This window comes from Conexibacter sp. W3-3-2, from assembly GCF_009707605.1.
Lineage (GTDB): Bacteria > Actinomycetota > Thermoleophilia > Solirubrobacterales > Solirubrobacteraceae > Paraconexibacter > Paraconexibacter algicola.
This window is the reverse complement of record NZ_WLYW01000001.1, coordinates 2,049,604-2,073,467: the sequence shown is the minus strand read 5'-3', so window position 1 is coordinate 2,073,467 and position 23,864 is coordinate 2,049,604. Positions and strand designations below refer to the sequence as shown.

The 23,864-nt window shown below is 74.1% G+C and carries 22 protein-coding genes; 16 read left to right on the top strand and 6 right to left on the bottom strand.

Annotation, left to right across the window (positions count from 1 at the left end; translation table 11 throughout):
* Window positions 1-59: 59 nt before the first annotated feature.
* The 4 genes from GKE82_RS10205 (at window position 60) to GKE82_RS10190 (ending at window position 6,103) form a co-directional block, all read left to right on the top strand.
* On the top strand, window positions 60-1,451 hold the full coding sequence (locus GKE82_RS10205) for an OB-fold domain-containing protein (protein ID WP_154733199.1): 1,392 nt from the start codon (window positions 60-62) through the stop codon (window positions 1,449-1,451).
* Window positions 1,444-2,640, top strand: coding sequence for an acetyl-CoA acetyltransferase (locus GKE82_RS10200; protein ID WP_107566828.1), 1,197 nt, complete (start codon window positions 1,444-1,446; stop codon window positions 2,638-2,640). Before GKE82_RS10205 ends, GKE82_RS10200 begins: the two co-directional genes overlap by 8 nt.
* A 57-nt stretch (window positions 2,641-2,697) precedes the next feature.
* On the top strand, window positions 2,698-4,044 hold the full coding sequence (locus GKE82_RS10195; RefSeq protein ID WP_230316144.1) for an NAD(P)/FAD-dependent oxidoreductase: 1,347 nt from the start codon (window positions 2,698-2,700) through the stop codon (window positions 4,042-4,044).
* A gap of 475 nt (window positions 4,045-4,519) precedes the next feature.
* Window positions 4,520-6,103 carry a hypothetical protein gene (locus GKE82_RS10190; protein WP_154733198.1) on the top strand — a complete coding sequence of 528 codons (1,584 nt, stop codon included), beginning with the start codon at window positions 4,520-4,522 and terminating at the stop codon, window positions 6,101-6,103.
* A gap of 41 nt (window positions 6,104-6,144) precedes the next feature.
* Here GKE82_RS10190 and GKE82_RS10185 read toward each other — a convergent pair whose 3' ends face one another.
* Window positions 6,145-7,263 (bottom strand): CaiB/BaiF CoA-transferase family protein, encoded by a 1,119-nt coding sequence (locus tag GKE82_RS10185; RefSeq protein WP_107566826.1) that lies wholly within the window; start codon window positions 7,261-7,263, stop codon window positions 6,145-6,147.
* Window positions 7,264-7,346: 83 nt separating this feature from the next.
* Between GKE82_RS10185 and GKE82_RS10180 the strand changes: the two genes are divergently transcribed.
* Window positions 7,347-8,216: a crotonase/enoyl-CoA hydratase family protein gene (locus tag GKE82_RS10180; protein WP_154733197.1), complete on the top strand. Its 870-nt coding sequence runs from the start codon at window positions 7,347-7,349 to the stop codon at window positions 8,214-8,216.
* Window positions 8,217-8,904: 688 nt separating this feature from the next.
* Here the strand turns inward: GKE82_RS10180 and GKE82_RS10175 are convergent.
* Complete coding sequence (locus GKE82_RS10175) at window positions 8,905-9,363, bottom strand: hypothetical protein (RefSeq protein WP_154733196.1); 459 nt, start codon at window positions 9,361-9,363, stop codon at window positions 8,905-8,907.
* Window positions 9,364-9,556: 193 nt separating this feature from the next.
* Between GKE82_RS10175 and GKE82_RS10170 the strand changes: the two genes are divergently transcribed.
* Window positions 9,557-10,132, top strand: coding sequence for a hypothetical protein (locus tag GKE82_RS10170; protein ID WP_154733195.1), 576 nt, complete (start codon window positions 9,557-9,559; stop codon window positions 10,130-10,132).
* Window positions 10,133-10,297: 165 nt separating this feature from the next.
* Here the strand turns inward: GKE82_RS10170 and GKE82_RS10165 are convergent, their stop codons facing one another.
* Together GKE82_RS10165 and GKE82_RS30695 are read right to left on the bottom strand one after the other, a co-directional pair.
* Window positions 10,298-10,645 (bottom strand): hypothetical protein, encoded by a 348-nt coding sequence (locus tag GKE82_RS10165; RefSeq protein WP_154733194.1) that lies wholly within the window; start codon window positions 10,643-10,645, stop codon window positions 10,298-10,300.
* 177 nt (window positions 10,646-10,822) lie between these two features.
* The gene (locus tag GKE82_RS30695; protein ID WP_309233530.1) at window positions 10,823-11,185 is read right to left on the bottom strand and encodes an HNH endonuclease signature motif containing protein; all 363 of its coding nucleotides are present in this window, start codon (window positions 11,183-11,185) and stop codon (window positions 10,823-10,825) included.
* Window positions 11,186-11,678: 493 nt separating this feature from the next.
* Between GKE82_RS30695 and GKE82_RS10155 the strand changes: the two genes are divergently transcribed.
* The 3 genes from GKE82_RS10155 (at window position 11,679) to GKE82_RS10145 (ending at window position 14,758) form a co-directional block, all read left to right on the top strand.
* Window positions 11,679-11,984 (top strand): antibiotic biosynthesis monooxygenase, encoded by a 306-nt coding sequence (locus tag GKE82_RS10155; RefSeq protein ID WP_107566817.1) that lies wholly within the window; start codon window positions 11,679-11,681, stop codon window positions 11,982-11,984.
* 4 nt (window positions 11,985-11,988) lie between these two features.
* Window positions 11,989-13,098 carry a hypothetical protein gene (locus GKE82_RS10150; protein WP_230316143.1) on the top strand — a complete coding sequence of 370 codons (1,110 nt, stop codon included), beginning with the start codon at window positions 11,989-11,991 and terminating at the stop codon, window positions 13,096-13,098.
* Window positions 13,099-13,198: 100 nt separating this feature from the next.
* On the top strand, window positions 13,199-14,758 hold the full coding sequence (locus tag GKE82_RS10145) for a GMC family oxidoreductase (RefSeq protein WP_107566815.1): 1,560 nt from the start codon (window positions 13,199-13,201) through the stop codon (window positions 14,756-14,758).
* Between the two features lie 88 nt (window positions 14,759-14,846).
* Here GKE82_RS10145 and GKE82_RS10140 read toward each other — a convergent pair whose 3' ends face one another.
* Window positions 14,847-15,197, bottom strand: a complete 351-nt coding sequence (locus GKE82_RS10140; protein WP_107566814.1) for a hypothetical protein — start codon at window positions 15,195-15,197, stop codon at window positions 14,847-14,849.
* A gap of 209 nt (window positions 15,198-15,406) precedes the next feature.
* Window positions 15,407-15,676, bottom strand: a complete 270-nt coding sequence (locus GKE82_RS28280) for a hypothetical protein (RefSeq protein ID WP_230316142.1) — start codon at window positions 15,674-15,676, stop codon at window positions 15,407-15,409.
* On the opposite strand from GKE82_RS28280, the gene GKE82_RS31370 reads away from it, so the two are divergent.
* From GKE82_RS31370 to GKE82_RS10105, 7 genes are all read left to right on the top strand, one after another.
* Entirely contained in the window at window positions 15,566-15,943 is a 378-nt protein-coding gene (locus GKE82_RS31370) for an MlaD family protein (RefSeq protein WP_375337041.1), read from the top strand. The two genes, GKE82_RS28280 and GKE82_RS31370, sit on opposite strands and share 111 nt — an antisense overlap.
* A gap of 341 nt (window positions 15,944-16,284) precedes the next feature.
* A complete protein-coding gene (locus tag GKE82_RS10130) occupies window positions 16,285-16,725 on the top strand; it encodes a hypothetical protein (RefSeq protein WP_154733191.1) in 441 nt (146 codons plus the stop codon).
* Window positions 16,722-18,254 (top strand): MlaD family protein, encoded by a 1,533-nt coding sequence (locus tag GKE82_RS10125; RefSeq protein ID WP_154733190.1) that lies wholly within the window; start codon window positions 16,722-16,724, stop codon window positions 18,252-18,254. Before GKE82_RS10130 ends, GKE82_RS10125 begins: the two co-directional genes overlap by 4 nt.
* Window positions 18,251-19,639, top strand: a complete 1,389-nt coding sequence (locus tag GKE82_RS10120; protein WP_107566811.1) for an MlaD family protein — start codon at window positions 18,251-18,253, stop codon at window positions 19,637-19,639. Before GKE82_RS10125 ends, GKE82_RS10120 begins: the two co-directional genes overlap by 4 nt.
* On the top strand, window positions 19,636-21,174 hold the full coding sequence (locus GKE82_RS10115) for an MlaD family protein (protein WP_154733189.1): 1,539 nt from the start codon (window positions 19,636-19,638) through the stop codon (window positions 21,172-21,174). The genes GKE82_RS10120 and GKE82_RS10115 overlap by 4 nt, the downstream gene beginning before the upstream one ends.
* Entirely contained in the window at window positions 21,171-22,445 is a 1,275-nt protein-coding gene (locus GKE82_RS10110; RefSeq protein WP_154733188.1) for an MlaD family protein, read from the top strand. Before GKE82_RS10115 ends, GKE82_RS10110 begins: the two co-directional genes overlap by 4 nt.
* Window positions 22,446-22,456: 11 nt before the next feature.
* Window positions 22,457-23,854: an MlaD family protein gene (locus GKE82_RS10105; RefSeq protein WP_154733187.1), complete on the top strand. Its 1,398-nt coding sequence runs from the start codon at window positions 22,457-22,459 to the stop codon at window positions 23,852-23,854.
* The last annotated feature ends 10 nt before the right edge of the window (window positions 23,855-23,864 follow it).

The following is a 23,864-nucleotide window of genomic DNA, read 5'->3' as shown; positions in this document are numbered from 1 at the left end:
GCGCCCGTCGTGTAGCCTCTCGGACAGTCTGTCCGCACAGATCGTTTCCGAGAGGGTCCATGGGTCACGCCATCGTCAGCTACGCCGCCTACGTCCCCCGCCACCGCCTGCAGGGCGCGGAGGCCGGGTCCGTCCTGTCCGGGCGGCCGGGCCGCGGCGTCCGCGCGCTCGCCTCCTACGACGAGGACGCCACGACCCTCGCCGCCGAGGCCGCCCGCCGGCTGCTGGACGGCCGCGATCCGGCGACCGCCCCGGGCTTCGGCGCCCTGTATCTCGCGACGACCGCCCCGCCGTACCTCGACAAGACCAACGCCGCCGCCGTCCACGCGGCGCTCGACCTGCCGCGCGAGGGCTTCGCCGTCGACCTCGTCGGCTCGCCGCGCTCCGGCGTCGGCGCCCTGCGCGCCGCTGCCGCGACCGGCGGCGTCGCCGTCCTGTCGGACCTCCGGACCGGCCTGCCCGGCAGTGCCGACGAGCTCGGCGGCGGCGACGCGGCCGCGGCGTTCGCGTTCGGCCCGGCCGACGAGGCATGCGTCGAGACGCTCGCCGAGGTCTCGCTGACCGCCGAGTTCCTCGACCGCTGGCGCCTGCCCGGCGCCGCGACGAGCACGCAATGGGAGGAGCGCTTCGGCCTCGAGACGTACGTGCCGCTGATCCGCGACGCGGCGGCGCGCGCGCTCGAGCGCGGCGGCGTGGGGGAGCCCGACCACCTCGTCGTCTCGTGCCCGCACCTGAAGGCCGCGGCCACGGCGACGAAGGCGCTCGGCGGCGGTCGCGTCCCCGAGGAGCTGACCGGGGTCGGCTACGCGGGCGCGGCGGACGCGGGCCTGCGGCTCGCCGCCGTCCTCGACCGCGCGGCGCCCGGCGAGACGATCCTGCTGGTCGTCGCCAGCGACGGGGCCGACGCGCTGCTGCTGCGCGCCACCGACCGCGTCGGCAGCGCCCGCCGCGGCGCCGCGATCGCCGAGCAGGCCGCGGCCGGCCGCGACGTCCCTTACGCGACCTACCTCAGCTGGCGTGGCCTGCTGGACCGCGAGCCGCCGCGCCGTCCCGAGCCCGAGCGTCCGACCGCCCCGCCGTCGGCACGCGACGCGGCGTGGAAGTTCGGCTTCGTCGGCACGGTCTGCGACGCCTGCGGTCGCGTGCACGTGCCGCCGCGGCGGGTGTGCGCGGGCTGCGGCGCGGTCGACCGGATGACCCGCCGGCCGCTCAGCGGCGCCCGCGGCACGGTCGCGACGTTCACCGTCGACCGGCTCGCGTTCTCGCCCGCGCCGCCGATGATCGACGCGGTCGTCGACTTCGACGGTGGCGGCCGCTACACGCTCGAGGTCGCCGACGCGAGCCCCGAGGAGATCGGGATCGGCACGCGGCTGGAGCTGACGTTCCGCCGCCTGTACACGACGGGCGGCGTCCACAACTACTTCTGGAAGGTGCGTCCGACCGATGGCTAGTCACGGGATCAAGGACAAGGTCGCCATCGTCGGCATGGGCTGCACGACGTTCGGCGAGCATTGGGACAAGAGCGCCGACGACCTGCTCGTCGAGGCGACCCAGGAGTGCTTCGCCTCCACGCCGAGGCTCCCCAAGGAGGACGTCGACGCCTACTGGCTGGGGACGATGAACTCCGGGCAGTCCGGGGTCGTCCTCAGCCGCCCGGTCGGGATCGACTACAAGCCCGTGACGCGCGTGGAGAACATGTGCGCGACCGGCTCGGAGGCCGTGCGGGCCGCCTGCTACGCCGTCGCCTCCGGCGCGTACGACCGTGTGATGGCGGTCGGGGTCGAGAAGCTCAAGGACACCGGGTTCGCCGGCCTCGTCCGCTCGACCGTCCCCGGTGACGGGACCGCGCCGGAGATCAACCTCACGGCCCCGGCCGCGTTCTCGCTGCTGGATCCCGCCTACTGCGAGAAGTACGGGGTCGATCAGCAGGACATGCGCGACGCGATGACCCACGTGGCGTGGAAGAACCACGTCGGCGGTGCGCGCAACCCGCGCGCGCAGTTCCGCAAGGAGGTCTCCAAGGAGACCATCGCCAAGCAGGCCGGCAAGGTCGCGGGGCGCCTGGGGGTCTTCGACTGCTCCGGCGTCGCCGACGGCGCCGCCGCGGCGCTGATCGTCCGCGCCGAGGACGCTCACCGGTACACCGACACGCCGATGTACGTGAAGGCGCTGTCGATGATCGCCGGTCCGGCGAGCGGCCCGATCGACCCCGACTACGACTACACGACCTTCCACGAGGTCGTCGCGTGCGCGAAGGACGCCTACGCCCAGGCGGGGATCACCGACCCGCGCGCGCAGCTCGACCTCGCCGAGGTGCACGACTGCTTCACCCCGACCGAGCTGGTGCTGATGGAGGACCTCGGGTTCTCGCAGCGTGGGCAGGCCTGGCGCGACGAGCTCGACGGCGTGTTCGACCAGGACGGCGCGCTCGCGGTCAACGTCGACGGCGGCCTGAAGTCCTTCGGGCATCCGGTCGGGGCGTCCGGGCTGCGGATGCTGTTCGAGTGCTGGCAGCAGTTCCGTGGCGAGGCGGGTGAGCGCCAGCTGCCGGACGCGAAGCTCGGGCTGACGCACAACCTCGGCGGCCGGCCGGGGACGTGCGTCTCGTTCATCTCGGTGGTCGGTCGCGACCGCGGCTGAGCGTCGGGACGAGACAAACCTCGGACACGGCGTCCGAGGTTGCGGTAGGCTCTTCCCATGAGCGAGACGGAACGTCTGGACAACATGTCCGAGCAGGAGGTCGAGACCGTCGACGTCCTCGTCGTCGGGGCCGGCATGGGCGGGGTCTGCGTCGCCGCGCGCCTCGCGCAGGGCGGCCAGCGCGTGCTCCTCGTCGACCGCGGCGAGCGGGTCGGCGGGCGCGCGTCGAGCTTCGAGGTCGACGGCTTCACGGTCAACACCGGGGCCATCGCGATCGAGAACGGCGGCATGATGGAGCAGACGTTCACCGACCTCGGCGCCACGCTCGACATCCGCTACCCGGAGCCCGCGAACGTCTTCCGGATCAAGGGCCGCACCGTCAACCCCGCCAAGGGCGGCTGGGCCTTCCTCCTGGACCAGATCACGAAGAAGGGCGCAAAGGTCCTCGCCGGACTCGGCAGCGCCCGCAAGGGCGAGCTGCCCGAGGACCAGGTGACGCTCGCCGACTGGATCGCGGGCGCGACCTCCAACGAGACCGTCCACCGCCTGTTCCGCAACCTCAGCGCCGCGATCTTCGCCGTCAACGCGAACGAGATCCCGGCGAAGGCGTTCCTCACCTACTTCACCCAGAAGGGCGCGTTCCGCAACTTCGGCTTCCATCCGCGCGGCACCGCCGCGGTCTGCGAGGCGATCGCCGACGTCGTGACCCGCGAGGGCTCGGAGGTCTGGACCGGCGCCACCGTCACCCGGATCACCACCGAGGGCGACCGCGCGACCGGCGCCGTCGTCCGCCGCGCCGACGGGCGCACCGTCACCGTCCGCGCGGGCGCGGTCGTCAGCAACGTCGGACCGGTCGCCACGATCGACCTCGTCGGCGAGGACGCGCTGCCCGGCGACTACGTCGCCTCGATCCGGGAGCGGTCGCGGCCGAGCGCGAACATCATCATCCACGTCGCCTCGCGCGAGCCACTGCTCGACACGCCCGGGCTGATCGTCTTCAGCGCGACCGACCGGATCTGCAACGCCGGGAACATGACCGCCACCTGCCCGGAGCTCGCGCCGGAGGGCTGGCACCTGACCGTCGTCTACGCCGTGCCCGTCCCGGCGATCGGGGACTTCGACGCCGACGCCGAGCTGGAGGCCTCGCTGCAGGAGCTGCGTGCCGAGCTGCCCGGCATGGCGCACCCGGAGACCCGCGTCGTCGATGCGCGCGTGATGCGCGGCGACTGGCCGGCGCAGCGTGCCGCGTCCGGGTACGAGCTGCCCCGCGAGACGCCGCTGGACAACCTGCTGCACGTCGGCGACGGCGTCCGCGACTACGGCGACGGCGGCACGCAGGCGTGCGCCGTGACCGCCAAGCAGGTCGCCGACGAGCTCCTCGGCGTCGCCGCATCCTCCGGATGACCTAGGCCGACCGGTCACAAGGACCGTCCGGATGTACGACTGGCAGGCGCGCTTGTCGGGCGTCACACTGGACGGATGACCCACCCGTCGTCCGCGTCGGCCGAGCGGATCCGCGAGCTGCACGAGCGCGCCGCGTCCCTGCTGACGACCCGGGAGGAGCGCCCGCGTCTCGCGCTCGCCCAGGATCCCCGGCCCGGATTCGCGGGCGACCTGTCCCAGACGCGCGAGGCGCTCGCCGCCCTGCGCGCCGAGGTCGACGGGGGAGCGCCGCGAGCACCTCGCCGCCCTCGAGCGGTTCCGTGCCGATCGCGACCGGCAGGTCGCGGGCCTCGTCGCCGACCGCGACGCCGTCGCGGCGGAGGCGGCCCGGCTGCGGCAGCTGGCGGAGGAGCGGCGTGCCGCGATCGCCGCGGTCGAGGCGGAGCTCTGGACGATCGTCGAGGAGCTGGACGCCGAGCGGGCCGACCGCGAGGCCGTGGTCGCCGAGCTCGTCGCCGACGCGGAGGCCCGCGGGCGCCAGTACGAGGAGGCGCTCGCCGCCCAGCACGACGAGCTGACCGCCCTGACGGACGGGCTGCGCGAGGAGCTCGACGCGCTGCGCGCCGCGCTCGCCGAGGCCGACGAGGACCGCCGCGAGGCCGAGCGGGCGACCGACCTGCTGCGCGCCGAGCACGAGCGTGAGCGGGAGGCGGCGGCCGAGCGCGCCGCCCGCGCCGAGCTGCAGGCCCAGCGCGACGAGGCGCGCATCGCCGAGCTGACCGTCGAGGCCGAGCGGCTCGAGTCCACGCTCGCCCACACCGAGGACGAGGCCCGTGCCGCGGCCGAGGCCGCCGCACGCGACCTCGCGACGCTCACCGCCGCCGGGGAGGAGACCGTCGCCGCCCTCGGCCGGTCCGCCGCCGCCGAGCTGGACGCCGAGCGCCGACGCTCCGCCGAGGCCCTCGCCGCCGCGGACGGCCGGCTGCGCGCCGAGCGCGGCCGCTCCGCGCAGGCCGCGGCGCAGGCGACCGAGCGGCTCGAGGAGGAGCGTCGCCGCTCCGCCGACGCGCTGGCCGAGGCCGCCGGGCGCCTGGAGGCCGAGCAGGCGAGCGCCGCCACGATGCGCGAGGAGCTGGCCGTCCGGGGTCGCGCCCTGCAGACGACCGAGGCCGCCCGGGCGGAGCTCGCCCGGCGTCTGGAGGCCGAGGAGGACGGGCACCGTGCCACGCGCGGGGAGCTCGCCGCCCGGCGCCTGGAGATCGATCGCCTCGAGGCGCAGGTGCGCGCCTACCAGGAGTCGCTCGTCGGCGCGCAGCGCGAGATCGCCGCCGCCCAGGTCGGGCTCGCCAGCTCGCAGCGCGCGCTCGACGACGAGCGCGTCCAGCGCGGCGCGCTCGGGGCGCGCCTGACGCTCGAGCAGCACGAGCGCGGCGAGCTCGAGCGGCGGGTCGCGCAGGTCGAGGCCGCGGGCCAGGCCGCCCTGCGGGCCGAGCGCGGCCTGCGCCAGGAGATCCAGCGTGACCTGCAGGGCAAGCTCGGGGTCCTGCGCGACGAGCTCGCCACCGCGACCGGTCGGCTGCGCGAGGACCTCGCCGCCGAGCGCACGACGCTGAACGACCGCATCGCGATTCTCGAGGAGTGCCTGGCGCAGGAGCGCACCCGCCGCGCCGAGGCCGAGGCCGAGCGCGAGGACCGGGACGAGATCCGCGCGGCGCTCGCCGCGTTCGGCGCGCGGATCGAGCGCGCGGGCGAGGCCGCCGAGGCGAGCGCCGCCCGCTGCGCCGAGCTCGAGGAGGAGCTCGCCCGCCGCGACGCGATGCTGCGCCGCGTGAGCGTCGTGGCGCAGGAGCTGCGCGCGGAGCTCGCCTCCGCGCGGGCCGCCGCGCAGGCCCAGGACGACGCGCACGGCCACGACGACGCGCCACGCGGCGACCGCGCGCTCGAGCCCGACGCGGCCGGCGTCCCCGTCCCCGACGAGGCGGGAGCCTCGACCCTCGACGCGCTCAGCGCCCGCCTGGAGCGCCTGAAGGCGCAGGCGCGCGCGAGCGCCGACCCCGCGCCCGCGTCCACCGACGCGTAGGCGCGTCCCGGGCGGTCGGCACCGCCCGGGGCGTCCGTCGCTCAGCCGCCGAGGGCGGCCTGCTGGGCCTCGTCCAGGCCCCAGTCGGCGAGGACCGCGGCGGTGTCCTTCACCGCCGGGCGCGCCTCGCCGGGCGTGCGGTCGAACCGCGGCGCGGCCTGCGGCTGCACCATCCCGTCGACCTCCACGAACGTGCCGCGGGCGGCCATGTGCGGGTGCTCGGCCGCCTCGCCGAGGCCGTACACCCCGGTCGCGCAGGTCTCCTCGGGCTCCAGCAGCGCCGCCCACTCCGCGCGCGTGCGCGTCTTGAACAGCGCAGTCAGGCGCTCCTTGTACTCCGGCCAGCGGCCCATCTCGAACTGCGGCATCTCCTCGGCGGGGATCTCGAGCAGCTCGAGCAGCCGCGCGTAGAACTGCGGCTCGATCGCGCCGAGGGCCACGTGCCCGCCGTCGGAGGTCTCGTAGGTGTCGTAGAAGTGCGCGCCGGAGTCCAGGAGGTTCGTGCCCGGCTCGTCCTTCCACATGCCGCCCGCGCGCATGCCGTGGAACATCGCGGTGAGGGCGGCGGCGCCGTCGACCATCGCCGCGTCCACGACCTGGCCCTGCCCGGAGCTGCGTGCCTCGATGATCCCGGCGAGCACGCCCATGACGAGGAACATCGCGCCGCCGCCGTAGTCGCCGACGAGGTTCAGCGCGAACATCGGCTTCTCGCCGGTGCGCTGCGCCGGGCCGAGGGCGCCCGCGAGCGAGATGTAGTTGATGTCGTGACCGGCGACCGGGGCCATCGGGCCCTCCTGGCCGTAGCCGGTCATGCGGCCGTAGACGAGCCGCGGGTTGCGCGCGTGCACGACGTCCGGGCCGAGGCCGAGCCGCTCCATGACCCCGGGGCGGTATCCCTCGATCAGCGCGTCGGCCTGCTCGGCGAGCGTGAGGATCGACTCGATCGCCTCGGGCGACTTGAGGTTCGCCGCGACGGTCGCGCGGCCGCGCAGCGTCGGGTTGAACTGGGCCGGGAAGAGGTCCTGGCCGGGACGGTCCAGGCGCAGGACGTCGGCGCCGAGGTCGGCGAGCAGCATCGCGGCGAAGGGGTTCGGGCCGATGCCGCCGACCTCGAGGATGCGGACGCCGGTGAGGGGACCGGTACGGGGAGGAAGGCTCATAGGGGCCGCAGCTTATGGATCGTCCACCAACGCCGTCGGTTACCGGTCAGGCGTTCGGTACGTTCGGCGGGTACGGTCGGCCGATGGACTTCGAGACCATCCGCTACGAGGTCGCCGACGGCGTCCTGACGCTCACGCTCGACCGGCCCGAGCAGCTCAACGCCTTCACGTTGACGATGGGGCGCGAGCTCATCGCCGCGTTCGACGCGTCCGACGCCGACGACGACGTGCGCGCCGTGATCGTCACCGGGGCCGGGCGCGGGTTCTGCGCCGGGGCGGACCTCAGCAGCGGCGGGGCGTCCTTCGACGCCGAGGCCCACGGTGCTGACGCGGGATCCGTCCCGCGCGATCTGGGGGGCGAGGTCAGCCTGCGGATCTTCGCGTCGAAGAAGCCGGTGATCGCCGCGATCAACGGCCCGGCGGTCGGGGTGGGGGCGACGATGACGCTGCCGATGGACGTGCGGCTCGCTGCGGAGAGCGCCCGGATGGGGTTCGTGTTCGCGCGCCGCGGCATCGTGCCCGAGGCGGCGTCCACCTGGTTCCTGCCGCGCGTGGTCGGCATCGCGCAGGCGACGGAGTGGGTGATGACCGGCCGGGTCTTCGACGCCGAGGAGGCGCTGCGCGGCGGGCTCGTCCGCAGTCTGCACGACGACGGCGGCCTGCTGCAGGCCGCGCGCGGCCTCGCGCGCGAGATCGCCGAGAACACGTCGCCGGTGTCGGTCGCGCTGGCCCGCCAGATGCTCTGGCGCGGGCTCGTCGCCGCGCACCCGATGGAGGCCCACCGCGCCGAGTCCCACGGGATGGCGACCCGCGGCCGGGCCGCCGACGCGATCGAGGGCGTGACGGCGTTCCTCGAGAAGCGCCCGGCCGCGTTCCCCGACCGCGTCTCGACCGACCTCCCCGACGTCTTCCCCGGCTGGGTGGAGCCGACGTACGAGACGCGGTCCAGCTGACCCGCGGTGCGCCGCCCGGGCCGAACGCCGCACGAGTGCGCGCCAGCTCACCAACGCGATGAGCTGGCGCGCAGAGGGCACGGTCCACGCCCGGTTGAGCGGAGGTCCCCGATGGTCGACCGCGGGCAGGTCGGCGTCCGCCCGGGTCCAGTTGAACGGCTACGGTGGTCTCCGTGCGCAAGGTGCTCGCTGTGACGGTTCTCTGCGGGGCCGTCGGCGGCTGCGACGGCGGGGACGCCGAGCGGCGCGGCGGGCTCACCCGGGACGAGGCCCGCGGCGAAGCGGTCCGACGCTGCCCCAGCCTCGGTGAGCGTCCGGAGTGCCGGCCGGTCACCGACGGATGGGTGTGCGAGAGCCCGACGAACGCGGTAGGCCTCAGGGGCAGCGGGATCGCCACCATCAAGAGTCCGTGTTAGCCCGCCGCGCGCCGAGGGCTCATCGACAAGCCGTCCAGCGCCCGGCAGCCCCGTCGGCGCGCCGGCTGGCGACGACGCGCGATTCAGCTGAACCGCGCCATCGGTGCGGGTCACGCTCGCTTCCACGCGTGGGATCAGCAGCCTACGGACACCCGACCGCCGTACGAAAGAGGGCGTACATGCCCTGTTTCGTACGGCACTCCCGACGGAGGTACGGCCGTCGCGCTGCAGGCTCGCGCTCGCATCCACGCGAAGGCACGAGCGACAGAATTTCATCCGGCGCCGGCGAGCCCGCCGCTCATGCCGGGGTCGAACGATCCCTCGAAGTCGGTGCGCTGCGGGAGAAGCGCGTCGGCGAAGGCACCGGGGTCGCATGGGTGAGGCACGCCGAGGTCGCGCATCACGGCGAGGACCAGCTCCTCGGGCGCCGGATCTCTTGCGATCTCGATCAACCGCTGACGGGCGGAAAGACGATCGCTCGGACGCTCGAGAGGCAGGGCAGCGTCACGCGCGAGCAGCACGAGGAGCGCTGCGTCGTCGCCCGTGGGGCGCGCGGGGCGCCGCACCAGGGAAAGAACGCGCGCCAGGCGCGCACGGGTGTCGGCGTCGCCGGTTGCGCCGCCCGCCAGCAACCTCGCCTCCTCCGCCGGCGCGAGTTGCGGCTGTATCGGCGGCGGTGGCGGCCCGACGCGGTTAGCGAAGCCGCTGAGCTCGTCGCGATCCACCTTCACGTTGAACAACCTACGACCCGTCCTCCGCCGTGCCAACCGGGGAGACTCGAACGCTGGAGATCGGAAACCCCCGCTCGCGGACACGCGTTGAAGCACGCGTCGCGTTGACGCGCGCCCTGGGAGACCTGATTCGACACGACGGTCAGCCAGCGGCTGACCAAGCGCTGCGCGGATGGGGGGTACGGTGCTGCCCATGCGCCCGACGGACTCCCTTCCGCGGTTGATCGCGGCACTGAACGACCGCGGGGTACAGACACGCGCACTTGACGATGACCTCCACTCGTTGGACGGCGGGGCGGCACACACCGCCTGGGCTGCGTTCTGCGAACTAGCCTTGTCGGACTGCGGTGCGCCGTTTGAGTCCTACGGGCAGATGGTGTCGGTCGGCGACGATGCCCATTGCAATCTGCTCGCCTTCGAGTCGCTGTGGTGGGAGCCGCGCGAGTCGAACGGCGGCGACGCGCAGGTCTACACGTTGCAGGCGACCCGGCACTTCTCGCTGGAAGATCGCAACGGGGACTACGTCGGAACCCACGCGCTTCGCCTAGAGATCGAATGCGCGGGCGATCCGACGACGTTCTCCGCCGACGACACAGCAACCGGTTACGCCGGACCGGTGCGGCCTGACGTCAGCGACACGCAGGACGACGAGTTCGACGACTGGGCTGGTCATGTGAGGTCCTGGGCCGCGACGGTCCAAGCCACCAGGGCGTTCGGTGCGCTGACGGAGCTACGGCCGGCGTGCGTCTACGTGATGTATGACGATTGACGCCGGCTCCAACGGGCGAGCTGTGCCATCGCGCGTCGCGTCCGCCGACGCTGCTGCTTTGAGCCTCACTCTCGTCAAGGTGGTATCCGCAGCACTCGTGCTCCCACGCGAATTCGCTAGTGCTCTTTCGCGTGACCCCCGCTGTGAGTGCGGAGTGGGCAGCGGCTAGCTGCCGGAGAGGATCGAATCGAGAAACGCTCGCAGCGACCACCGCCCGCCAGCGCGCACCGTGGCACGGCCGGCGCCGTCCGTCTGCCCGCCGGCGTCGGCGACCTCGTCCAGACGCCGCCAGAAACGGTTGACCTTCTTCCAGTCGCCGCAGACCTCCACGGTGACGCGCTCTAGCCGTCCCGCAGGACGCACGGAGACCTTCACGTCGACCAGCTCGACGAAGAGCACGACCGCCAACTCGCGCGCTCGCTGCGGGAGCGACCAACCGACAGGGCCTTGGTACTCCCGCTTCTCCGTGACACGAAGCCGCGGCGCACCGATCGGCTCAGTGGACTCCGGCACGGGCCGACTCTACGACGGCGAGCTCGCCAGAGCGAAATCGAAGCACAGCCTCCGACCGAGCAACCCAGCTTGCCCCTGGACCGGCGTTCCGCAAGCCAGACCCCGACGCGTAGCGCGGCTCGAAGCACCTACCCGGGCTCGCGCAGCGGTCCTCAAGGGAAGGACTGTCCCCGGTTTTCAGGAGTTCCGAAGGCGATTGCGCGGGTCCGTCGCCTCGCTTTCGGTCAAACCGCCGTACTCCACGAGCTGACCGATGGCCTCGAACAGAACATCCCGCGTGGGCGTGCCGTCCCCGCGGTGAATCTTCCAAGCAAACGACCGGGTCGACTTATGGCACTCAGGGCAGAGGAGCTGGCCGTTCCCCAAGTCCCACGTACCGCCTTGGTTCAGCGGCACGCGATGATGCGCCTCGACATTCTCGGCGTCGCCGCACTGCTCGCAACGGTGCCCACGCTCTTCGATCAGACGCACCCGGAAGCGACGCTGAAGCGCCGAGTCTCGTCGCAGATCGGCTCGGCTTCTCGACGAGTCGGTCGTCACACCGCGAAGGTACCGACTGCGTCCAGGCGCTCCCGCTCGCACGCGGATCCGAGTGCGCGAACTGGGTGGGGCGATGACCGCACATGGGCTTTCGTTCACCCAGTTCGGCCGACGAGGCTTCCGCGGAAGCCTTTCCCCGCCGCTATCGCAATGCGCGAGATCCGCCAGCCCGCCGTGCGGCCACGCAGAACGATGAGGGCCGCGCCGGTCATCCCCGTCAGCGTCGGACTCGACCGCTGATTGACGAGGGGTGCGCGGGTTCGCGCGAAGCGACGGTCGCTGTCCGCCGACACGAACCCGGCCCGCTCGACCCAGACGCAGCGGCACAATGCGCCGCCGCCGACGACACGACCCGGCTCGTGGTCTTCCGGAGGCCGTCGAGGCACTCCGCTCCGGCACGATCGACGCGATCGAGCTCCGCAGACGGGGCCCGTCGCACGTCGTCGGCTGGTGACCCGCGGCCCGGCCACCGCGGGCTGACAGGATCCCCGGCATGAGCATCGTGAAGATCAACGCGATCACCGTTCCGCGCGAGCGGTTCGACGAGTTCGAGCGGCGGTTCGCGACCCGCGCGGGCAGGGTCGAGGAGGCGGAGGGGTTCGAGTCCTTCGACCTGCTGCGGCCCAACGACGACCGCGACGTCTGCCTCGTGATCACGAAGTGGCGCAGCGAGGAGGACTTCCGCGCCTGGGTCGCCTCGCCCGACTTCGCGGCCGGGCACGCGCAGCACCGCAGCGACGGTCCGGTCGGCACGAACAGCGAGATCTGGTCGTTCGACGTCCTGGAGTCCAAGGACTGACGCGGTGCCGTTCGCGGACGAGCTGCTCGGGCGGGAGGTCGTCGAGACCCTGCGCGACGTGCTGCGCGGGGTGGCTCCCGACCGCCCGCTGGACGAGCTCGCGGCCGTCGCCGGGGCGCTCGACGGGCAGGCGCTCGGAGAGCGCTCGGCCGCGATCCGCGACGCGACGCTCGCCGGCCTGCCCGCGGACTTCGCCGCGTTCGACGCCGTCCTGCGGGCCGCGCTCGCGGACGACCGCTTCCGCGGCTGGATGATCTGGGCGGTCGCCGACGCGGCGGCGGTCCGCGCGCTCGAGGCCCCGGACGACCGCGATCTCGTCGCCGGGCTCGAGCTCCTGCGCGCGCTCACCCCGCGGCTGACCGCCGAGGCGGCGATCCGCCGCTTCCTGCTGCGCGACCCCGACCGCACGCTCGCGCACCTCGCGGGCTGGACCGACGACCCCGACGAGCACGTCCGCCGCCTCGTCAGCGAGGGGACCCGGCCGAACCTGCCGTGGGCGGTCCGCGTCCCGGCCCTGCGGGCGCGGCCCGACGCCACCGTCGGGCTGCTCGACGCGCTGCACCGCGACCCCGCCGAGTACGTGCGCCGCTCGGTCGCCAACCACCTCAACGACCTGTCGCGCATCGACGCGGACCTCGCCATCGCCGTCGCCGGACGGTGGCTGGCCGGAGCACCGGGCGACGTGCCGACCGCGCGGCTCGTCCGTCACGCCCTGCGGACCGCCGTAAAGGCCGGCGATCCGCGGGCACTCGCACTGCAGGGCTTCGGCCCGCCGCCGCCCGGCCTGACGGTCACCGGGCCCGTCCCGGACCGCACGGCGCTGCGGATCGGCGAGGAGCTCACGCTCACCTGCACGCTCGCGCACGCCGGCGACGCACCGGTCGCGCTCGCGATCGACTACGTCGTCCACTACGTCAAGGCGTCGGGCGCGACCGCGCCGAAGGTCTTCAAGCTCGCGACCCGCACGCTGGCCCCGGGGGAGACCTCGACGCTCACGGCCCGCCGGTCGTTCGCGCAGCGGACGACCCGACGGCACCACCCCGGCCCGCACGTGATCGAGCTGCAGGTCAACGGTCACCGTCACGGCCGGGCCGAGGTGCAGCTCCTCCCGTAGAACCCCAGACGCCCGGCGCGCCAGGTTGTGCGGAACCCCCAGGATCCGGTGCCCGCGCCTGGGGTACGGTCGGCCGCGAGGGTCAACCCAGAGGAGAGAGATGTTCGACTACGTGATCGTCGGCGCCGGATCCGCGGGCTGCGTGCTCGCCGCGCGCCTGACCGAGGACCCGTCCGTGAAGGTCGCGCTGCTGGAGGCGGGCGGCGACGACCAGGACATGGAGGTGCAGATCCCGGCCGCGTTCGGCGCGCTGTTCAAGGGCCGCCGCGACTGGGACATGTCGACGGACCCGGAGCCGGCGCTGAACAACCGCCGCTGCTACCTGCCGCGCGCGAAGATGCTCGGCGGCTGCAGCTCCATGAACGCCATGGTCTACATCCGCGGCAACCGCGCCGACTACGACGAGTGGGCGGCGATGGGCGCCGAGGGCTGGGGCTACGACGACGTCCTGGACTACTTCAGGCGCTCCGAGGACAACGAGCGCGGCGAGGACCTCTACCACGGCGCCGGAGGCCCGCTCCCGGTGCGCGAGAGCCGCTCGATGCACCCGCTCGCCACCGCCTTCGTCGAGGCCGCCAAGCAGGCCGGCCACGAGGAGAACCCGGACTTCAACGGCGCCCGCCAGGAGGGCGTGGGCCGCTACCAGACGACCCAGCAGGACGGGATGCGCGCGAGCACCTCCGCGACGTTCCTGCGGCAGGCGGAGGGCCGCGAGAACCTGACCGTCATCACCGACGCGATGGTGACCGACCTGATCATCGAGCAGGGTCGCTGCAAGGGCGTGCACGTCGACCACCCCGACCACTTCGAGATCCTCGCCGAGCGCGAGGTCATCCTCACCGCCGGGGCGTACCAGACCCCGCAGATCCTGATGCTGTCGGGCATCGGCCCGCGCGAGCACCTCGAGGCGCTCGGGCTGGAGGTCGTGAAGGACCTGCCGGTCGGGCAGGGCCTGCAGGACCACTGCATGACGCTCATGAACTACAAGACCGACGTCGAGTCGCTGCTGACCGCGATGACCGACGAGAACGTCGAGCGGATGAGCGTCGACGGCGAGGGGCCGCTGACCTCGAACATCGCCGAGGCGGGCGCGTTCATCCGGACGCGGCCCGGCCTCGACGGGCCCGACTGCCAGTTCCACTGCGCGCCGGTGTTCTTCTTCGAAGAGGGCCTCGGCGTCGCGACCGAGCACGGTGTCGCGTTCGGTCCCGGGGTCGTCAAGCCGACCAGTCGCGGCTCGGTGACGCTGCGTTCCGCGAGCCCGTACTCCAAGCCGCGGATCATCCACAACTACCTCACGACCGAGGAGGACCGCCAGACGATCCTCGCCGGCGTGCGGCTGGGTCTGGAGATCGCCGAGCAGCCCGCGATGCAGGAGATCATCACCGGCCGGTTCGTCGCGCCCGCCAAGGACGCGACCGACGAGGAGCTCTGGGCGTTCATCCGCGAGAACACGATGACGATCTACCACCCGACGTCGACCGCGGCGATCGGCCCGGTCGTCGACTCGCGCCTGAAGGTCCACGGGATCGACGGCCTGCGCGTCGCCGACGCGTCGGTGATGCCGACGATCGTGCGAGGGAACACGAACGCGCCGGTGATCATGATCGCCGAGAAGGCCGCGGACCTCGTGCGCGAGGACGCCGCCGTCCCGGCCTGAGCCGCGGCGTCGCCGACCGGGCGCGGCGACGCGCCCGGTCGTGGCCGACGTCGCGGTGGCGGACGTCGGCTGACCGGGCGGCGGGACGTCAGGACTTCGCGGTGGCCGCGCCGAGCGCGGCGGTGATCTCGGCGAGCTGCGCCTCGATCGCCTCGAGACGGTCCTCGATGCGCTTGGTCGACCGGCTCTGCGCGACGCCGTCGAGCTGGTCCTCGATGCCCTCGAGACGCTGGGAGACCGACCGCAGGCGTCGGGTCAGGCGCTCGATGTCGGCGGCGGAGGGGATGTTCAGGCCGCTCATCGCGACCTCCTGGGCCGCGACGGCCTTCTCGCGTGCACTGAGGATCTGCGTGATCGCCCCGGTGACCAGCGGGTTCTCGATCAGGTCCTTGGTGACCCCGCCGAGCGTCTGCTGGGCGGTCTTGCTGAGGTCGGGCACGGTGTCTCCTGGGAGGTCGGGTGCAGCGGGACGGCCTCTGGAGTACGCCGCAGACCGGCCGAGGTCACACGCCCGCGTGGGCGCGCGTGCGCCGGAAACGGGGCCGACGAGCGCGGACGCGCAGGCAACCGGCGGTCTTCCGCGAACGATGAGATACGTTTCCGAAAGGGTGTTGTTCATGCGGAATTCCGGTGTGACGGAATCCGCGATCAGAGGGAGAACCACGAACGGTGCAGGGGAGGATCGTCGCTGTGGCAGCGCTGGTGGTCGCGATCGCGGCCGCCGCTCTCGTGCTCACGCGCGGCGGTGACGAGTACCGTCTCACCCTCCGGTTCGACAACGCCTCCCAGCTCGTCAAGGGCAACGAGGTGAAGGTCGGCGGCCTGCCGGTCGGCACCGTCGAGGACATCGTGCTCGCCGACGACAACGCCGCCGAGGTGAAGGTCCGCATCACCGACAAGGACCTCACGCCGCTGCACGAGGGCACCCGCGCGGAGATCCGCGTCGCCTCGCTCTCGAGCGTCGCAACCGGTTCATCCAGCTCCAGCCGGGCCCCAACAACGCGCCCGAGATCGCCGACGGCGGCACGCTCGCCACCGCGCGCACGAGCTCCGTCGTCGAGATCGACAGCCTCCTCGCGACCCTCGACGCCCAGACCCGCAACGCCGCGCAGGACCTCCTGCGCAACCAGGCCGCGATCTACGAGGGCGCCGCCGCCGAGGCCAACCGCGGCCTCGTCGCCCTGAACCCGGCGCTCTCCCAGCTCGACCTGCTCAGCCGCGACCTGGGCCGCGACAACACCGCGCTGCGCGGCTTCCTCGTCCGCACCGCCTCCGTCGTCGCCGCCGTCGCCTCCCGCGACGCGGACCTCGACCGCGGCCTCGCCGGTGCCGCCACCACCGCCCGTACGCTCGCGGACGAGCAGCAGTCGCTCGAGGGCGTCCTGCGCCGCGCGCCCGGCACGCTGGCCGACGCGACCGGCGCGCTGAACGACCTCGACCGCACCTTCACCGCGCTGCGACCGGCCGCCCGCGAGCTGCGGCCCGTCGCCCCGCGCGCCGCCGGACTGGTCCGCGACCTGCAGCCCGTGCTCGACCGGTCCGGCCCGGCGATCGCCTCGCTGCGCGGCCTGCTGCCCGACCTCGGCGCGGTCCTGCGGCGGATGCCCGCGCTGCGCGACACGGCGCTCGCGTCGTTCACCGCGACGCGCACCGCCCTCGCCGACGCCGACCCGATCATCCAGGGCGTCCTGCCGTACCTGCCGGACGTCTACCACGGCGTCGTCACCGGCTTCGGCGGCCAGCAGGTCAACTCCTACGACGCCAACGGCCCGTACGCGCGGATCACGCCCGTCGCCTCGCAGCTGTCGCTCACCGGTGCCCTCTCCGGGCTCACCAAGGGCCTGCCGCTGCCGTTCAAGAACGGGCGCACGTCGCGCTGCGCCGGCGGCGCCTACCGGCAGGTCACGAGCTCGCCGAACAACACGCCGACGCCCGGCTTCCCCTGCGACCCGGGGAACGCGCCATGAAGCTCGGACTGCGCATCGGGCTGCTGGCGGTCGCCGCGCTCCTGCTGGGCGTCGTGCTCTCGGGGGCGGGCGGCAGCGAGACCGACGGCGGGGACTACCGCGTCGACGCGATCTTCCGCAACGCCGGCTTCCTCATCCCCGGCCAGGACGTGAAGATCGCCGGCGCCAAGGTCGGCAGCGTCGAGGACGTGTCGCTCACGAAGGACCGCCGCGCCCGCATCAGCATGCGGGTCGACCCGAAGTTCGCGCCGTTCCGGGCCGACGCCGACTGCACCGTGCAGCCCCAGTCGCTGATCGGCGAGAAGTTCGTCCAGTGCACCCCGGGCACCCCGGACGCCGGTGAGCTGCGCGTGCCCGCGGGCAGCGACACGCCGACCGTGCCACTCCAGAACACGCGCTCGCCCGTCGACCTCGACCTCGTCCTCGCGACCTTCCGCCAGCCCACGACGACCCGCGCCGCGCTGCTGCTCAGCGCGCTCGGCGGCGGCCTCGCCGGCCGCGGCGACGACCTCGACGAGGCGATCCGCCAGGCCGACCCGGCGTTCAAGGAGACCGAGCGCCTGCTGACGCTCGTCAACGGCGAGCGCCAGACGATCCGCACGCTGATCAGCGAGGCCGACACCGTCATCGGCGAGCTCGACGGCCGCCGTGAGGACGTCGCCGACTTCATCAGCGGGGCCGCCGCCGCGACCCGCCCGACCGCTCGGCGCAACGCCGAGCTGCGGTCGACGCTGCGGGAGCTCCCCGGCTTCCTGGCGCAGGCCCGGCCCGCGCTGCGCGAGCTGCGCCGCCTCGGGGAGGACGGCGCGCCGGTCGTGCGGCAGCTCACGGCGGCCGCCCCGTCGGCCACGCGGCTCGTCGGCGCGCTCAGCCCGTTCTCGACCGCCGCCCGCCCGGCGCTGCGCGAGCTCGGCACCGCCGCGGCCGCCGGCCGGCGCGCGGTGAAGCCCGCCGCGCCGCAGATCCGCCGCCTGCGGCGCCTCGCCGAGACGGCCGGGCCCGCGGGCACGCAGCTCGCCGCCTTCCTCGAGAGCTCGCGCGACCAGGGCGCCGTCGAGGGCGTGCTGCGGTTCGTCTACTGGGCGACCGCCGCGCTGGCCCGCTACGACAGCGTCTCGCACATCCTGCCGGCGTACGCGATCGTCGACGGGTCCTGCAACCTGTACGCGGTCGTCACCACCGAGGCGTGCGACGCGCACTTCGCCGCCGGCGCTGGGACCGCCGGGCGCCGCGCCGCGCGCGAGACGCCCGAGCGCGCCGGCACGACCCCTGCCGCGGCGCCGAAGACCCCGTCCGCCACGCCGCAGCTGACGCCCACGCCGTCGCCCCAGACCGGGAAGCCGACGGCGCCCGCGACGCCGAAGCTCCCGTCCGTGCCGCAGGTCGTCGGCGATCTGCCCAAGGCCATCCAGGACACGCTCGACGGGCTCCTCGGCGGGCTCACCGGCAAGCGCGACCCGCAGGCCTCGCCGACGCCCGCGCCGGACCTGCAGTCCCTGCTCGGCTCGCTGCTCGGAGGGGGCCGATGAACCGCCGCCGCAACAGCTCGCTCGCCGCGAACCCGGTGCTCATCGGTGCGATCACGACGCTGATCGTCGTCGTCGCGGTGTTCCTCTCCTACAACGCCAACAACGGCCTGCCGTTCGTCCCGACCTACGACCTCGAGGTCGTCGTCCCCGACGCCGCCGAGCTCGTGCCCGGCAACGACGTGCGGATCGGCGGCTCACGCGTCGGGGTCGTGAAGGCGATCACCGCGGAGCCCGGCCGGGGCGACGCCCTGCCCGCCGCGCGGATCGACGTGGCGCTCGAGACGGCCGCGCAGCCGCTCGCCGCGGACACGCGGGCGATCGTGCGGCAGCGCTCGAACCTCGGCCTGAAGTACCTCGAGCTGATCCCCGGGCGCAGCAGCCGCGAGCTGGCCGCCGGCGGCGAGATCCCGCTGCGCCAGTCCACCGGCGTGGTGGCGTTCGACGACGCGATCTCCGCGTTCGACGCCCCGACCCGCGCCGGCGTGCGCGGCGTCGTGCGCGAGCTCGGCAGCGGGCTCGCGGGCCGCGGCCCCGACCTCAGCGACGCGATCGGCGCGCTCCCGCAGGTCGCCACCGACCTGCGCTCCGTCGCGGCCAACCTGCGGTCGGACACCACCGACCTGCGCGGCTTCCTCCAGGGCGCGCGGGCCACGACCGCCGCGCTCGCGCCCGTCACGCCGCAGCTCGGCAGCCTGTTCGAGGCCGGCGCGCGCACGTTCGAGGCGCTCGGCGCCGAGGACGCGGCGATCGACCGGACCCTCGTCGTCGCCCCGGGCGCCCAGCGCAACGCGGCCGCCGGCTTCCGCGAGGCCCGCCCGCTGCTGGCCGAGGCCGCCGGCCTGCTGCGTGACGCGCGGCCCGCGGTCGCCGTCCTGCGCGGCTCCGCAGACCGCCTGACCGCCGGCCTGCAGGCCGCCACCCCGGTGCTGCGCCGCGCCCCGCGACTGGGCACCGACCTGCGCCGGACGCTGTCGCGCCTGGACGCGCTCTCGCGTCGCGCGTCGCTGCCGGTCGCCCTGCGCCACCTCACCACCAGCGTGCGGTCGCTCGGCACCGCGCTCGAGGTCATCGCGCCGTTCCAGACCCGCTGCAACTACCTCGGCCTCTGGGGTCGCAACGTCCCGCAGGTCGTCAGCGAGGGCGACACGATGGGCACCTGGTTCCGCTTCATCCCGATCGTGCAGGGCGAGGAGATGTTCCAGAGCGCCCGGGCGTCGCGCACGCTCCACGCGATGCCCGTCGCCGACACCGGCGCCGGCGGCGAGTGCGAGCCGGGCAACGAGACGTTCGTGCCGGGCCAGCAGATCGGGCCCGCACCGGGCGTGCAGCCGGGCGCGACCGAGAAGACCTCGCCGCCCACGTTCGTCGAGGGGGCGGGCCGATGAGGCGCGGGGTCAAGCCGGGCATGAGCCCGTTCAAGGCCGGGGCGCTGGCGCTCGTCTTCGTCGCCGCCTTCACCTACCTGGGCTTCACGAAGTTCCGGGTCCCGTTCAAGCCCCAGTACGAGGTCGACGCCGTGTTCACCTCGGCGGCCACCGAGATCAAGGGCGGCTCGCCCGTGCGGATCGCGGGCGTCGAGGTCGGCAAGGTCGTGCGCGTCGAGCGCGGACCCGGCGGCACCGCGGTCGCGCGCCTGCGCTTCGAGGACAAGGGCCGGCCGATCCACCGCGACGCGACGATGAAGATCCGCCCGCGGCTGTTCCTGGAGGGCAACTTCTTCGTCGACGTGCGACCCGGCACCCCGGGCGCCGGGGAGGTCCCGGACAACGGGACGATCCCGATCGGGCAGACCGCCGTCGCGGTGCAGCTCGACGAGGTGCTCGGCGCCCTGCGCAGCAACTCGCGCGCCGACGTCCAGGCGACGGTGAAGAACCTCGCCACCGCCTTCGACGGCGGCGGCGCCGAGGCCGTGAACGCCGGGTTCGCCGACTGGGCCGGGGCCTTCACCGGCACCGCGATCGTCAGCGAGGCGGCGCGCGGCCAGAAGCCCGGCGACCTGACCCGCTTCGTGCAGGCCCAGGCGAAGGTGTCCGACGCGCTCGCCGCCCGGGACGGCGAGCTCGCGGGCCTCGTCACCGGCTTCGCGCAGACCGTGACGACGCTGGCCGCGTCGCGCGACGACCTCGCCGCGACGCTGCGCGGCCTCGACCGCACGCTCTCGACCGCCCGCCCGGCGCTCGCCGACCTGCGCGGCGCGCTGCCGCCGCTGCGCCGCTTCGCCTCGGCGCTGCGCCCGGCGCTGCGGGTCGCGCCCGGGGCGATCGACACGGCCCGCCCGTTCGTGCGCTCGACCGCCGGCCTGCTGGCGCCCAGCGAGCTGCCGGCGCTCGTGCGTGACCTGCGGCCCGCGGTCAGCGGCCTGCGGACCCTGCAGCCGGCGCTCGACACGCTGCTCGGCCGGATCGACCCGATCGCCCGCTGCGTCTCGCGCAACGTCGTGCCGACCCTGAACAAGTCCGTCGACGACGGGGCACTCTCCACCGGCCGCCCGGTCTGGCAGGAGATCGCGATGATCGGCCCGGGGCTCGCCTCGGCCGGCAGCAGCTTCGACGCCAACGGCGCCGCGGTCCGCTACCACGCCGGCGGGGGCGAGAACCTCGTCTCGACCGCGCTGCCCGGCGTCGGCGACCTCGTGTCGCTCACCTCCGAGCCGCTGCTCGGGGCGCGCCCGCGGTACACGCCCAACCAGGTGCCGCCGTTCGCCCCCGGCGCCGACTGCCTGAAGCAGGACCTGCCGGACCTGCGGGCCGACTCGGTGCCCGCGCCGGCCAACCAGCGCCGCATCTCCGGGGCCACGCGCAGCGCCCTGGGCACCTCGGTCGGGAAGGCCGTGCAGCGCCTGCAGTCGCTGACGAAGGACGGCAAGCTGCGCCGCGCCCTGACCCGCGAGCGCGCCGCCGACGCGAAGGGGTCGCGATGAACCTCCGCCAGCAGCTGCGCAAGTACTCGGTGACGATCCTCGCGATCTTCGGCCTGCTCATCGCCGCGGTCGCCGTCGGCAGCTACATCCTCGTCAACCAGCGGCTGCGGCTGCCCTGGGAGGACTTCTACAGCGTCAAGGTCGAGCTGCCCACCGCGCAGGCGATCACCCCCGGCCAGGGACAGACGGTCACGGTCGCGGGCGTCAACGTCGGCGAGATCGGCGCCGTCGACCTCGTGAACGGCCGCGCCGTCGTCCGGATGGACATCGAGCGCAACAAGCTCGACGCCGTGCACGCCGACGCGAAGGTGCTCGTGCGGCCCCGCACCGGCCTGCAGGACATGACGATCGACATGGACCCGGGGACCCCGTCGGCGCCGAAGCTCGGCTCCGACGACGTGCTGCCCGTGTCCCGCGCGACGCCGACCGTGAACGTCGACGAGGTCCTCGCGGGCCTCGACGGCGACACGCGCGGGTACGTGCAGGCGCTCGTCCAGGGCCTCGGCGACGGCCTCGCCGGCGACCGCGCGCTGAACCTCCGCGAGATCCTCAAGACCAGCCAGCCGACGCTCGCGCGCACGAAGGAGCTGACCGCCGCGCTGCGCGGCCGGCGCGTCGAGCTGCGCCGCCTCGTCAGCCGCCTGGCGTCCCTGTCGGGCCGTGTCGCCGGCCAGTCCGACGACCTGCAGGCGCTGGTGTCGCAGGGCAACACGACGTTCGCCGCCATCGCCAGCGAGGACGACGCGCTGCGCCGCGGCCTGGCGGAGCTGCCCGGCACGCTCGGGGAGGTCGACGGCGCGCTGGCCGCCGCCCGCCCGCTGGCCCGTGACCTGAAGCCCGCGCTGACGCGCCTGGAGCCGACCGCGCGCCGGCTGCGGCCCGCGCTGCAGGACCTCGCGTCCCTGGCGCGCACCGGCGGCCCCGCCGTCCGCGAGCTGCGCGGCCTCTCGCGCGAGGCGCGCCCGACCGCCCGGCAGACCGCCGCCGCGGTCAAGGCCCTGACCCCGGTGACCGCCGACCTCGACCGCAGCATGGCGGTGCTGGGCCGGATCGTGAACACGATCGCCTACAACCCGCCGGGCAAGGAGGAGGGCTACCTCTTCTGGCTCGCCTGGTTCGGCCACAACACGACCTCGATGCTCTCGACCAACGACGGCAACGGCGTCGCCTGGCGCGGGCAGGTCATCGTCTCCTGCGCGAACGTCAACCAGGCCGGCCTGCTCGTCCCGCTGCTGCAGCCGCTCGCCGATCTGCGGGTGTGCCCGAAGTGAACCCGTCGGAGATGACCCGCAGCCGGCTGGCCATCATGGTCGTGTTCGCCCTGACCTGCTTCGGGCTGCTGCTGTTCCTCTGGGTGAGCTTCGGCGGCTCGACGCCGCTGAAGCCCAAGGGCTACCGGGCCGACGTGCTGTTCCCGGAGGCCACGCAGCTCGCCGAGCAGGCCGACGTGCGGGTCTCCGGCGTGCCGATCGGCAAGGTCGTCGACCAGCGCCGCGACGGCGACCGCACCCGCGCCACGCTGCAGATCGACCCCCGTTACGCGCCGCTGCGCGCCGACGCCCGCGCGATCCTGCGCCAGAAGACGCTGCTCGGCGAGATCTACGTCGAGATGACCCCGGGCTCGCCCGGTGCGCCCGAGATCCCCGAGGGCGGGACCCTCGCCCGCGGGCAGGTCGCGTCGACCGTCGAGCTCGACGAGGTCCTGCAGGCGTTCGACGCCCCGTCGCGGCGCAACCTCCAGCGCTGGATGCAGGGCTGGTCGGCGGCGCTGAAGGGCCGCGGCACGGACATCAACGACGCGGTCGGCAACCTCGGCCCGCTGCTCCAGGACGGCGGGGACGTGCTGGCGACCTTCGACGCGCAGTCCCGCGCGGTGCAGGGGCTCGTCCGCGACGCGGGCACCGTGTTCCGCACCGTCGGGCGTCGCGACGTGGCCACGCGTGAGCTCGTGACCGCCGGCGACCAGGTGCTGCGCACGACCGCCGCGCGCCGCGACGACCTCCGCGCGACCGTGCGCGCGCTGCCGCCGTTCCTGCAGGCGCTCGACCGCAGCGCCACCTCGACCCGCGCGCTCAGCCGCGACCTGCTGCCCGCGGTCCGCGACCTGCGCCCCGTCGCCCGCGACCTCAAGCCCACCCTCGACGGCGGCGCCGCGCTTGGCGACGACCTGCGCGACCTCTCCCGCGACCTCTCGCCCGTGCTGAGCGCCGCCCGCAACGGCCTGCCCGCGACGACCGCGATCCTGCAGGCCGCCGGCCCGCTGTTCGACCGCCTCGCGCCGTTCTCGCGCGACCTCGAGCCGGCCACCGCCTTCCTGGCCGCCTACCGCACCGACTTCACGCAGTCGTGGGCGAAGGTCGCGGCGGCGACGAACCGCACGGCGCCGACCGCCAGCGGCCGCCAGACGAACTACCTGCGGCTGCTGCTGCCGGTGTGGAACGAGACGCTCGGGTTCTTCGAGCAGCGCGCGCCGAGCAACCGCTCCAACCCGTACCCGGCGCCGCTCGCGCAGCGGAAGATCGGGCCCGACGGTGGCTACGAGTCCTTCGACTGCACGAACACGGGCAACCCGCAGGTCGTGCCGCCGCTCGGCCAGCCGCCCGCGTGCCTGCAGCAGCAGCCGTTCGACGCCGGGGCCGGCGTCTCGCGGTTCCCGAAGCTCTCGCGCGCGCCCGAGTGAGCGCGGGCGG